Annotated in this window: 11 protein-coding genes; 4 read left to right on the top strand and 7 right to left on the bottom strand. The window is 67.9% G+C overall.

From position 1 onward, the window contains the following. Both sufC and sufB read right to left on the bottom strand, forming a co-directional pair. On the bottom strand, window positions 1–480 hold a 480-nt coding region (gene sufC, locus IT182_17785; protein ID MCC6165201.1), incomplete at its 3' end, for a Fe-S cluster assembly ATPase SufC. A gap of 53 nt (window positions 481–533) precedes the next feature. Further along, window positions 534–1,976 (bottom strand): Fe-S cluster assembly protein SufB, encoded by a 1,443-nt coding sequence (gene sufB / locus IT182_17790; protein ID MCC6165202.1) that lies wholly within the window; start codon window positions 1,974–1,976, stop codon window positions 534–536. A 278-nt stretch (window positions 1,977–2,254) separates the two neighbouring features. Here sufB and IT182_17795 point away from each other — a divergent pair, with 278 nt between their 5' ends. Beyond that, window positions 2,255–3,406: an ATP-binding protein gene (locus IT182_17795; protein MCC6165203.1), complete on the top strand. Its 1,152-nt coding sequence runs from the start codon at window positions 2,255–2,257 to the stop codon at window positions 3,404–3,406. Window positions 3,407–3,579: 173 nt separating this feature from the next. Here the strand turns inward: IT182_17795 and IT182_17800 are convergent, their stop codons facing one another. From IT182_17800 to IT182_17810, 3 genes are all read right to left on the bottom strand, one after another. Continuing rightward, on the bottom strand, window positions 3,580–6,294 hold the full coding sequence (locus IT182_17800; GenBank protein MCC6165204.1) for an ABC transporter permease: 2,715 nt from the start codon (window positions 6,292–6,294) through the stop codon (window positions 3,580–3,582). A 200-nt stretch (window positions 6,295–6,494) separates the two neighbouring features. Beyond that, complete coding sequence (locus tag IT182_17805) at window positions 6,495–8,489, bottom strand: ABC transporter permease (protein ID MCC6165205.1); 1,995 nt, start codon at window positions 8,487–8,489, stop codon at window positions 6,495–6,497. Then, entirely contained in the window at window positions 8,486–8,824 is a 339-nt protein-coding gene (locus IT182_17810) for a PadR family transcriptional regulator (protein ID MCC6165206.1), read from the bottom strand. The genes IT182_17805 and IT182_17810 overlap by 4 nt, the downstream gene beginning before the upstream one ends. A gap of 144 nt (window positions 8,825–8,968) precedes the next feature. On the opposite strand from IT182_17810, the gene IT182_17815 reads away from it, so the two are divergent. Together IT182_17815 and IT182_17820 are read left to right on the top strand one after the other, a co-directional pair. Beyond that, window positions 8,969–9,574: a hypothetical protein gene (locus IT182_17815; GenBank protein ID MCC6165207.1), complete on the top strand. Its 606-nt coding sequence runs from the start codon at window positions 8,969–8,971 to the stop codon at window positions 9,572–9,574. After that, the gene (locus IT182_17820) at window positions 9,571–10,113 is read left to right on the top strand and encodes an RES domain-containing protein (GenBank protein ID MCC6165208.1); all 543 of its coding nucleotides are present in this window, start codon (window positions 9,571–9,573) and stop codon (window positions 10,111–10,113) included. Before IT182_17815 ends, IT182_17820 begins: the two co-directional genes overlap by 4 nt. Before the next feature lie 5 nt (window positions 10,114–10,118). Here the strand turns inward: IT182_17820 and IT182_17825 are convergent, their stop codons facing one another. Beyond that, a complete protein-coding gene (locus IT182_17825) occupies window positions 10,119–11,108 on the bottom strand; it encodes a hypothetical protein (GenBank protein MCC6165209.1) in 990 nt (329 codons plus the stop codon). A gap of 2 nt (window positions 11,109–11,110) precedes the next feature. Here IT182_17825 and IT182_17830 point away from each other — a divergent pair, with 2 nt between their 5' ends. Continuing rightward, window positions 11,111–11,377 carry a beta-propeller fold lactonase family protein gene (locus IT182_17830; protein MCC6165210.1) on the top strand — a complete coding sequence of 89 codons (267 nt, stop codon included), beginning with the start codon at window positions 11,111–11,113 and terminating at the stop codon, window positions 11,375–11,377. A gap of 44 nt (window positions 11,378–11,421) precedes the next feature. On the opposite strand, the gene IT182_17835 is transcribed toward IT182_17830, so the two are convergent. Next, window positions 11,422–12,300, bottom strand: coding sequence for a hypothetical protein (locus IT182_17835; GenBank protein MCC6165211.1), 879 nt, complete (start codon window positions 12,298–12,300; stop codon window positions 11,422–11,424). Window positions 12,301–12,305: the final 5 nt, after the last annotated feature.

Genomic DNA, 12,305 nt, shown 5'->3' on the forward strand with positions numbered 1-12,305 from the left:
GGCCATCTGGAAGATCTCGTTGCGCTTCTTCTCGCCGCCCGAGAAGCCCTCGTTGACGCCACGCTTGAGGAAATCGGTCTTCAGCCCGACCGCCTCGCACTTCTCGCGCGCCAGCCGCATGAAGCGCACCGGATCCAGCGGCTCGACGCCGCGGTGCGCGCGCACCGCGTCGACCGAGGCCTTGAGGAACTCCATGTTGCTGACGCCCGGGATCTCGACCGGATACTGGAACGCGAGGAACAGCCCTTCGCGCGCGCGCTCCTCGGGATCCATGTCGAGGAGATCCTTGCCGTCGAAGAGCACTGTCCCTTCGGTGACTTCGTAGGCATCGCGCCCCGCCAGCACGCTGGCGAGCGTGCTCTTGCCGGAGCCGTTGGGGCCCATGATCGCGTGTATCTCGCCGGCGTTCACGTCGAGCGTGATGCCGTTGAGGATGTTCTTGTCGTCGACGCGCGCGTGGAGGTTCGTGATTTGCAGCATGATGGCTTACGGCTCAGGGCTTACGGAAACGGATCAGGCTCAGGCGTTCGGCGCTAGCCGACGCTGCCCTCGAGGCTGATGCCGAGCAGCTTCTGGGCTTCGACGGCGAATTCCATCGGGAGCTCGCGGAAGACGTCCTTGCAGAAGCCGTTGACGATGATGTTGACGGCGTCTTCGGTGGAAATACCGCGCTGGCGGCAGTAGAAGATCTGGTCTTCGCCGATCTTCGACGTCGACGCCTCGTGTTCCACCGTCGATGACGTGTTCTTCACTTCGATGTACGGGAACGTGTGCGCGCCGCAGCGGTCGCCGATGAGCAGCGAGTCGCACTGCGAGTAGTTGCGCGCGCCCTCGGCACCCCTGGCGATCTTCACGAGGCCGCGATACGTGTTCTGCCCCTTGCCCGCCGAGATGCCCTTGCTGACGATGGTGCTCTTCGTGTTGCGCCCGAGATGCACCATCTTCGTGCCCGTGTCCGCCTGCTGGCGATTGTTGGTCACGGCCACCGAGTAGAACTCGCCCACGGCGTTGTCACCCTGGAGGATGCAGCTCGGGTACTTCCACGTGATGGCCGAGCCCGTCTCCACCTGCGTCCACGTGATCTTCGCGTTGGCCATCGCCTTGCCGCGCTTGGTCACGAAGTTGTAGATGCCGCCGTTGCCGTCCTTGTCGCCCGGATACCAGTTCTGGACGGTGGAGTACTTGACCGTGGCCCCGTCGAGCGCCACGAGTTCCACGACCGCTGCGTGCAGCTGGTTCTCGTCGCGCTTGGGGGCCGTGCAGCCTTCGAGGTAGCTCACGTACGCGCCCTCGTCGGCCACGATCAGCGTGCGCTCGAACTGCCCCGTGCCCTCCGCGTTGATGCGGAAGTACGTCGAGAGCTCCATCGGGCACGTCACGCCCTTCGGCACGTACACGAAGGATCCGTCGCTGAACACTGCGGCGTTGAGCGCGGCGTAGAAGTTGTCCGTGTGCGGCACCACCGAGCCCATGTACTTGCGTACCAGGTCGGGATGTTCACGCACCGCTTCGGAGAACGAGCAGAAGATGATGCCGAGTTCGCCGAGCTTCTCCTTGAAGGTCGTGGCCACCGAGACGCTGTCGAAGACCGCATCGACCGCCACGCCCGCCAGCGCCATCTGCTCGGCGATCGGGATGCCGAGCTTGTCGAACGTGGCCCGTACCTCTGGGTCCACCTCGTCGAGGCTGTTCAACTGCTTCTTCGGCTTCGGGGCGGAGTAGTAGCTGATGGCCTGGAAGTCGACGCGCGGGTAGTGGACGTTGGACCACTCCGGGTACGCCATCCGCTGCCAGGCGCGGAAGGCCTTGAGGCGCCACTCCAGCATCCAGGCAGGTTCGCCCTTGCGTTCCGAAATCGCCTGGATCGTCGACTCGTCCAGGCCCGGCGGCAGCTGATCGGCCTCCACGGCCGTGGAGAAGCCGTACTTGTATTCCTGTGTCGCGAGCTGTTGGATGGTGTCGGTTGACGTACTCATGGTGGTCCTGAGGGGCCGCCCTGCGCGTCCCTGCGCCGGCCGGCAACCTGTCAAATATACGACTCCCCGGGTCCGTAATCAATATGTAATAGCTGGCAACTCACTGTGGAGAAAGAGGTTAGCCGCATGAAAGTGAGAGCCAGTCGCAAGATCCGGCAATCGGGCACGGGCCGCCGCTCACCGGGCCAGCAGCCCCCAGTCAGTGGGCAAGCGGTCTGCCCGTCGCCGCCAGATGCGGGACGCTTTGCAAACTAGAAACTTATTTCTATAATGCAAACATGTTGGATCGGGCGGCGGCCGCCCTCGTGCGCGACAGACTGTCGTTGTCGCCGGCTGTGGCCATCCTCGGTGCGAGGCAGTGTGGCAAGACGACACTGGCCCGATCGTTCGGCGGGGCGTATTTCGACCTCGAACAGCCGGCCGAGCGACTGCGCGCCGACCTGCAGTGGGACGCGCTGATCGACGTCGATCGGCTCGTGACCTTCGACGAGGCGCAGAGCTGGCCGGAACTCTTCGAACGGCTTCGTGGTGCCATCGACGCCGATCGTCCACGGACCGGCAGGTTCCTCCTGCTGGGGTCGGTATCGCCAGCGCTCACGCGCCATGTCTCGGAGTCGCTCGCCGGGCGCCTGTCGCTCGTCGAGCTGTCGCCGCTGCTGTGGAACGAGCTCGATACCGACGCGATGCGCCGCCGCCTCTGGTTGTGCGGCGGCTATCCCGATGGCGGCGTGCTGACGCCGCGTGCGTTTCCGCACTGGCAGCGCGACTACCTGACCTTGATCACGCAACGCGACCTGCCGGCGTGGGGGCTCCCGGCGAAGCCTCAGACCACCGAGCGGCTGCTTCGCATGCTCGCCGCGCTGCACGGCCAGATCTGGAACGCGTCGCAGGTGGGCCAGAGTCTCGGACTCTCGTATCACACGGTCAACACCTACCTCGACTTCCTCGTCGGCGCGTTCCTCCTCCGTCGTCTGCCACCGTACGGCGGCAACATCCGTAAGCGCCTGGTGAAGAGTCCGCGCGTGTACTGGCGCGACACGGGCTTGCTGCACGCGTTGCTCAACACGCCGGACGAGACCACCCTGCTCGGTCAACCGTGGGTCGGTGCGAGTTGGGAAGGCTTCGTGATCGAGCAGGCGCTCGGCGCGTTGTCGGCACGCGGGACACCGTTCGAGGCGTTCCACTTCCGGACGAGCGACGGTCAGGAACTCGACCTGGTGCTCGAGGTGAGCGGGCAGGTGCTGGCGGTCGAGATCAAGCTGACGACGGCACCCAGCCAGGCAGACATGGATCGCCTGAATCGCACCGCCGACCTGATCGGCGCCACGCGCCGCGTCCTTGTGACGCGCACGAGTCGCCCGTCGGGCGACGACGTGCGGCTTTCGGCCAACCTGCCGACATTCATCGATCTGATCACCCGGCTCGGTTGACCGGGCGAGGAATGTCGAATGCTGATTGCCGGCGCCTCCGGGTACCCGACCCCGACGTGGTGATCAGGTGTAGGGGCACCCCTTGTGGGTGCCCGATCCACCCGATACCGAGATGGAGGCCAGAGGTTTCAACCCCTGGCGTGACGAACGGGCTGAAGCCCGTTCGCTCCATCTCATGGTTCCCGCAAGGCTGTGGCGGGGGATGTGCGGGCGGCGCGCCAGGCGGGGAGCAGGGCTGCGGCGAGACCTGTCGTCAGGAGCAGCGCGCCGGCCAGGGCGAACGTCGATGTGTCGCCCGGCGTGACGCCGAAGAGGAGCGATTCGACGAATCGGCCGGCCCAGCGCGCGAGCAGCGCGCCTGCGCCGAGTCCCAGCACGAGCGCGACGGCGACGCGCGTGGTCACCAGGCGCACGACGGCGGCTGGTGTGGCCCCGAGTGCCGTGCGCACGCCGATCTCCCGTCGGCGCTGCGTGACGGCGTAGGCCATGACGCCGTAGAGGCCTATGCCGGCCAGCAGCAGGGCCAGTCCGGCCAGCGCGCTCGTGAGCGTGGCCATCAGACGCTGGCGCGTCAGCGCGCTGCGCACCTGCGTGTCGAGCGAATGCGTCTGGACGGAGATGTCGGCGCTGATCGACGTGATCGCGTCGGCGAGCGGTTTCGCGAGCCGTCCGGGGTCGCCGCCCGCGGCGCGCACGCTGAGGTGCAGGAATCCTCGACCGGCATGTCCACTTGCCTGCTCGAGGGGGACATACAGCACCGCCGTCGCGTTCTCCTGGGGTCCGACGTACGTCGCGTTCTCGACGAGTCCGACGATCGTCCGTTCGAGTCCGGGCGAGCCGGGCGGTCCTCCCTGGACGACGGTCAGACCGACGACATCCTCGCGACCCGGCAGGAAGCGCGCGACGAACGCGCGATTCACGATGGCGACGGGCGTTGCTGACGACGTATCGGCATCGGAGAAGTCCCGTCCTGCAAGACGCGCCGTGCCGTAGGTCTCGAAGAATCGCGGACTCACGAAGTTGATGAACGTGCTGCGCTCGCGCGGCGGCAGGTCCACGGGCGCGCCACCCGCGTGCACGATGGGGCCCATCGTCATGGCCATCTGCGAGGGCGTCACGGAAGACAGCGCGGCAACCGAGACGCCCGGGACGCGCCGTGCCGCTTCGAGCACGCGTTCGAAGAGTACCGGTTGGTCGGCGGCCTCGACAGCATGCGCCGTGACGAACACGCGCGTGATGAGCACGCGATTGATGTCCACGCCTCGCACGTTGCCGATGAGCCCCGACAGCGTGCGCAGGAACAGGCCGGCACTCATCACCAGCACGAACGAGAGCGCGATCTGCACGAACAGCAGTCCCAGCGCCGGCCACGTGTGCGGCTGCTGCGCGAGCGTCCGTGACTGCGCCTTCAGAGCCACGCCCGGATCGCTGCGCGTGGCGTGCAGAGCAGGTCCAAGACCGACGAGTACCGCCGTCAGCAGCGTGACGGTCATGGTGAAGGCGAGCATGCGCCAGTCCACGGGCACGTCGAGGACGACCGCCATGTTGATCGTCTGCAGCTGCGACACGAGCAGGCGCACCGCCCACTGCGCCACGACCAACCCCAGCGCAGCCCCGGCCAGCGCCAGCGTGAGACTCTCGACGAGCATCTGTGCGACGAGTCTTGCGCGCGACGCGCCGAGCGAGAGGCGCAGGCCCATCTCATGGCGTCGAGCCGACGCACGCGCGAGCCACAGTCCGGCAAGGTTCGCGCACGCGATGATCAGCACGATGCCGACGGCACTCATCAGCAGCAACAGTGGCGTGCCGTATGTGCCGCGAAGTCCGCTGACCATCGCGGGAAGCGGTGTGAGCGTGAACGGTTCCGCCAGGTGCTGTTCGGGAGTACTCCCTTCCGGGAGCGTGGCCTCTCGAATCTGCGACTGCACGCCACGCAGCGCGGTGGTGACCGCGTCGACCGTGTCTTCGGGCGGCTGTCGCACCAGCACCTGGAGCCACCAGGATCCACGCGCCTTCAAGCGAGACGCATCGCCGCCGAGCACGTCCTCGGCAGCGAGCGGCACGGCGACGTCGAACGTCGATCCGACGGACACACCGTCGAAGCCCGCCGGCATCACGCCGACGATGGTGAACGGTGTCCGATCGATCAGGATCGACTGGCCGACGATGCCGGGTGCGGCGTTGAAGCGCGCGCGCCAGTATCGATCGCTGATCACGGCCACGGGTTCGTAGGCGGCTTGCGCGCTCGTGTCGTCGTGGGGCGTCAGCGCGCGGCCCATCGCTGCGTGTACGCCAAGCACGTCGTGGAAGCTCCCGCTCACCATCTGCACCTGGCTGCGCATGGTGCGGCCGTCGGACGTGACGCTGCGCGGCGTGCTGCCGCTGCTCGCGGCCATGGTGCCCACGAGCGTCTCGTACGCACGAACCTGTTCCCATACGGGATAGGACCAGGCTCCCGAGGCGCGGGTGCCCGATCCCAGGGCGAGCAGGCGCGCGGGCTCGTGAACCGGGAGCGCGCGCAGCATCACGTGATCGATGAGCGAGAAGATGGCGGTATTGGCGCCGATGCCAAGCGCGAGCGACAGCACCGCCACCGCCGTGAAGATCGGTTCACGGCGCCACTGCCTCAGGCCATATCGCATGTCGCGCGCGAGGTCGTCGAGCCAGCCGAAGGTGCGTCGCCTGCGCACGACTTCCTGCACCGACGTCACGCTGCCGGTTCGCGCAAGCACGTCTCGACGCGCCTCGTCGGGTGAGGCGCCCGATGCGAGACGCTCGTCGCGTTCGATCGCGGCGAGGCTTTCGAGTTCATCGCGCAGGTCGGCGTCAGTGTCGTCACGCCGCCAGAGCGCGGCGATCCGTTTCGCGAGCCCGCGCAGCGTCGTCATGCCTCACCGCCTTGTCCGAGCGTCATCTCTGTCTCCTCGTACCCTGAGCGTCGGCGTCCGGCCACCGCGCGCACGCACCTCTCCGGAAGATGCAGGGGCACCCCTTGTGGGTGCCCGCGCCGAACGGGCGGCCACAAGGGCCGCCCCTACGCACGCATCGATTTCTTCACAGGCTCTGAAGCCCGTTCGCTCCATTGATGTCATTCCCGCAATGCGATGGCGGGCGATGTACGGGATGCGCGCCAGGCGGGGATGAGGGCGGCGAGGCCGGCGGTGACCACGAGCAGGAGTGCGGCACCGACGAGCGTCATCGGGTCGCCTGGTTCGAGGTTCACGAGCAGCGTGCGGATCGCACGGCCGGCCCACAGCGTGAGGCCGACGCCCGCGGCAACACCCACCAGTACGAGAACCGTTACGCGTCCGAGTACGAGTCGCAGCACACGCGCGGGCGTGGCGCCGAGCGCCAGGCGCAGGCCGAGCTCGCCGCGCCGCCGGCTCACCGTGTACGCCGTCACGCCGTAGAGCCCCACGACGGCCACGAGCAGCGCGAGACTGCCGAAGACCGTCGCGACCAGGCGCTCGCGCATGATCGCGCTGCGTACGAGGGTCGTGTGCGGCGACACGCCGACGCCGAGCCGCGAATCGACGCCCTCGATCGCACGTCGCACGGGTTCGACGAACGCCAATGCCTCAGCGGCGCGTGTGCGCGCGGCGACGTTGACGGACGTCCGTTCCATGAGCCCCGCCTGCGCGGCAGGCACGTACATCGTCGGCCTGACGCCTTGATGGACGTCGCGATAGACCGCGTCGCCGACGACGCCGATGATCTCGATCGGCGGGCCGCCCGGGTCATCCTGTCGCGCCGTCCCCTGACGCACCTGTCTGCCGACCGCCCGCCCGCCGCCCATGAACGTCCGCACGAACGCTTCGCTCACGACGACGACTCGCGGCGCGTCAGCGGTGTCGGTCGTCGAGATGTCTCGGCCGTCACGCAATGGCATGCCGTAGGTGGTGAAGAATCCCTCGCTCACCTGGTTCATGAACGATCGATGGTCTTCTTCCGATCCAGACAGCGCCACGCCGTCGACATCGCGCAGCCCCACGGTGAAGGTCATGCCCGAGAGCGGCGTAGTGGCCGACAGTGCTGTCTCCGTCACACCAGGCACCGCCGCCACTACCGCGCGGAGGCGCTCGAAGAGAGGGCCGCGCTCGGACTCTGGCACGCTTCTGGCGTCGAGCGACACGGCCGCCGTCACGACGCGCGCGCTCTCCACGCCGAGCGGCATCGTGGCGAGGCCGACGAACGTGCGCACGAGCAGCGCCGCCACGCCGACCAGCGCCAGCGACAGCGCGATCTGCCCGACGACGAACGCGTCGCTCGTGGCACGCGATCTGTTGCCCACGACCGATCGCGTCTGTTCTTTCATGGCATCCGCCGGCACGAGGCGCGTCGTCCTGAGCGCCGGCCACAATCCGAAGAGCGGCGTGACAAGGAGCGCGCAGCCGGCGACGAAGACGAGCAGCCGCGCGTCCGTCGGGATGTCCAGTGACACGGGGATGCGCGGCGTCGAGAGCTGCGACACGAACAGGCGCGCTGTCACGAGCGCCGTCGCGACGGCGGCGCCGGCACCACCCGCGGAGAGCACGAGGTTCTCGGTGAGGAGTTGCCGCAGCAGGCGTCCGCGCGACGCACCGAGGCGCGTGCCGAACCAGGCGGCAAGGCCGTCGACGCGATCGGCCTGCAGTCGCATGCGATCCCAGATCGGATAGGTCCAGAAGCTGTCGATGATGAGGAGGCGATCCGCGTGCGCGACGGGCAGTTGTCGCAGCATCAGGTGATCGACGATGGAGAAGATGGCCGCGTTGGCGCCGAGCCCGAGTCCGAGCGAGAGCATCACGACGCCGGTGAGCAGTGGCTGCCGCCGCGACATCCGCAGGCCGCCACGGACGTCGCGTGCCAGATCGTCGAGCCAGCCGAGGAGGCGTCGTCTGCGCACGACTTCCTGCACCGATGTCACGCTGCCGCTTCGCGCGAGCACGTCTCGGCGCACCTCGTCGGGTGAGGCACCGGATGCGAGACGCTCGTCGCGTTCGATCGCGGCGAGGCTCTCGAGTTCGTCGCGCAGATCGGCGTCGGCGTCGTTGCGCCGCCAGAGCGCGGCGATCCGTTTCACGAGCACGCGCAGGGCTCTCATGCCTCACGTCCTTCGAGGAAGCGCGACATGATGGCCGTCGTCTGCGCCCATTCGCGCGACGTGCGAGCCATCTGCGCACGCCCCGCGCGCGTCAGCGTGTAGTACTTCGCGCGGCGCCCGTTCTCGGACTGGCCCCACTCCGAGACGATCGCGCCTTCCTGTTCGAGCTTCACGAGCGCAGGATGGAGCGTGCCGTAGTTCACCGTGAGCGCGTCGCCGCTCGTCTGCTCGATCCGCCGCGCGATCCCGTATCCATGCTGCGGTCCCAGCGTCTCGAGCGTCCTGAGAATCATCAGGGCCAGCGTGCCCTGCCAGACGTCAGCTTTCGTTCCCACGCGCTCCTCCTGATTGCGACACCGAACGGGCTCCTATTGTCAGGCCATATTAGGGCGTGAAATATGGGATGGCAATAGGTGATTCAGGGTGGGCTTGTGCTGGCGCGTTCTTTGGAGTACATTCGGGATACGTGTGGGTGAACCATGATTTCCGTTTCGTATCCGTACGAGTCGCAGCCACTTCAGGCGCTCGGCATCGACGCGTGGCGGCGCGCCGAGGCGATGGGCCTGCTGGAGCCCGCGGCCGACGAGCGGGAGACGCTCGACATCCCGCGACTGATCGACGTGGTTCGCGACGCCGGCATCGCGCGCAACCCGGCGCTGCACTTCGACAACGTCGACGCCCTTACGCCCGAGGAACTGGCGTCGGTGCTGCGCCTGCTCATCGCGGCTCTGGAGGCCTCGCCCGTGCCCGATCGGGAATGGCCCGCGCTGCTGCGGGTCATCGACGGCGATCAACTCGCCGCGTTGCTGGGCATTTCGGCGTCCAGCCTGCGTCGCTACGCTGCGCGTGAGCGCACGACGCCCGACCTCGTGGCCGCGCGCCTCCATCACCTCGCGCTCATCGTCGGCGACCTCGCTGGGGCGTACAACGACGTCGGCATCCGCCGCTGGTTCGAGCGCAAGCGCACCGCGCTCGACGGCCTCGCGCCGTCGGCGCTCCTGTCCGGCGACTGGGACCCGGACGATGAGGCACCGCAGAAGGTGCGCTTGCTGGCGCGGGCCCTCGTCTCGCTCGGTGGGACGTGATCGTCTTCCGCCAGGCCGACCCGCGCTATCCCTTCCTCTGGGATACGGCGGCGCAGCCACCCGCACGCTGGCACGGACCCGGCGAGGGCCCTGCGCACTACTTCGCCGATACTCCGGCTGGCGCGTGGGCGGAATTGTTGCGTCACGAGGAGATTACGGATCCGGATGACGCGGCCACGCTCAGGCGTGCGCTATGGGCCGTGGAGATCGGCGACGACCCGGCGGAGGCCGTGACGCTGCCGGTGGCGGTCGTGACGGGAGGACCCGAGACTTACCCTCGGTGTCGTGCGTGGGCTGCGCGGCGCCGCGCCGCGGGAGTCACGCGTCTGCTGGTACGGTCGGCGGCGCTCCTGCCCGGCGGCGCGACGGGACGTCGCGTGGTCGACGGTGAAGAAGTCCCCGCCACTTCACGCGACGGCCGCGTCATCGTCGTGTATGGCACGCCCGGCGCGCTGGTCGGCTGGAAGGTCGTCGACGCAGGGGCGCCGCCTCCGGACGTCCTGCCGAACGTGCGCAGCCTGGCGGTCGAAGGCCGTTGACGGTGTTACGGGTTCAGGACGCGGATGCGGTGTGCTTCGCTGTCGCCGACGTAGAGCGCGCCTGTCGCGTCGACGAAGATGCCGTGCGGACGCGCGAGGGCGCAGCGCAGCGGATCGGGTTCCGGACCGTCGCCGCGCTGTCCCGTACCGAGCACTGTCGTGATGACGGACGTCGCCAGGTCGATCCGCCGGATGACGTGGTTCTCGGTGTCGGCGACGTACAGGCTGCCGCCGCCATGGGCCAGACCCTTGGGTCCGCGGAGGGTAGCCGCGCGTGCCGGACCTCCATCGCCCGAGTAACCCTGTTGGCCGGTGCCGGCGAGATGGTGCAGCGTCATCGTCCGGCCATCGATGCGATAGACCGCGTTGCCTTCCCGCAGCGCCAGGAACAGGTCGCCGTCTGGCGCGACGACGAGCGTTCGTGGACCGTTCAGCGGCGTACCTGACAGCGGCGCGCCGTCCGGCGTCGCAAGCCGCTCGCCGGTGCCACCCACGGTGTCGATCCGCCTGGTCGCCAGGTTCACCGCGCGAATGCGATGGTTGCCGATGTCGCAGATGTACAGGCGTCCACCAGGGCCGAGCGCGATGCTGTGCGGGCTGCGCAGTTGCGCCTCGGCGGCCGGGCCGCCGTCACCGCTGAAGCCGGGCGTGCCGGTGCCCGCGATCGTGGAGATGCGTCCCGTGCCTGCCTCCACTTTGCGCACTACGTGGCTGTCGCGCTCGGCGATGTACAGATGGCCGTCCTCGTCGAACTGGATCTCGTGCGGCATGCTCAGTGCGGCTGCCGTTGCCGGCCCCCCGTCGCCGTCATGCCCGTTGCGTCCATCACCCGCCACCGTGATCGTCCGGCGCGTCCGGCGATCGACGCGACGGATGCGCTGGTTGTCCAGATCGCAGAAGTACAGGTGGCCGTCAGGGCCGATGACGACGCCGTAGGGATTGTTGACATCGCGATCGGCGAGCCCCGGACTTCCGGTCCCGATGAGCGTCGTCACCGTTGCCGCGGCCGCGCGCACACGCGTGGCGCAGGCCACGGCCCACGTCAGAGCGAGCCACTCACGGCGGGTCATGCGCGCAGTCTAACCGGGCAGCCCGGGACGGAGGCCAGGGGACTGAAGTTCCGATCGACGCTACCGGCACGTTCCTGTTTGCCGACAACCAGGAATCGGATTCGATCAGCGCATTCCGGATCGATCCACGCACGGGTGTCCTGAGCGATACGGGCGCGCGCGCGTCAGTCCCGTCGCCCGTGTACGTGCGCTGATTCCGACCCGCCGCGACGTAGGGATCGGGCTTGCCCGGCCCCCGTCAATGCAGCAGTTCTGTCGCGTTGGCGGAGATGATGCCGGCGAGTCTGTCGATCGGGAGGTCGTTGGTGTCGAGGCCGAACGGCTCCTCGATCTCCTCGGCGATGACCTCGAGGCTCACGAGCACGTAGAAGATGAATACGCACACGGGGATCGCCACGTACCCGAGGGCGAACACGAAGCCGAACGGCAGCGACAGCGAGTAGATGACGATGAACTTCTTCAGGAAGGAGGAATAGGAGTATGGGATCGGCGTGTTCTTGATGCGCTCGCAGATGCCGCAGATGTCCATGAACGACGCCAGGTCCGACGCGAGGCCGATCAACTGGTCGCCCGTCATGAGGCCCTCGCGATAGGCGGCGTGAACACGGGCGTGCATCAGTGCGGCGATCTGTGCCGGGACGTGTTTGCCCGGATCGAGCCCTTCGATCTGGGGGTGCGTGGAGGCGTCGAGTGCCATCCGTGTCTTCTCCGATCGCAGGTGCGCCTGCAGGGCGTGGGCGAACGCACCGATGAGGCGCGCATGCTCGTCGCGCGCTGCGGCATCCTCTCGCGGCAGTATCGTCGCCAGCTTGATCGCGACGTTCCGGCTCACGTTCACCAGTTGTCCCCACGCCTTGCGCGCCTCCCACCAGCGGTCGTACGCGGTGTTGGTGCGGAACACCAGCAGCATGCTGATGGCAAAGCCCATCAGGCTGTGCATCACGGGGAGGTTGTTCACCGAATCCTGGCGTGTCAGGTGGAGCAGCTCGGTTTCGAGGTAGCCCACGGCCCAGGTGAAGACGCCGACGAGCACCAGCATCGGCCACAGCTTGCGAACGGTATCTGAACGATGCAGCGCGAGCGCCGCCACCCAGTTGCGCGAGTCGTACGTGATCATGCGAC

This window comes from Acidobacteriota bacterium (genome assembly GCA_020845575.1).
Classification (GTDB): Bacteria; Acidobacteriota; Vicinamibacteria; order Vicinamibacterales; family Vicinamibacteraceae; genus Luteitalea.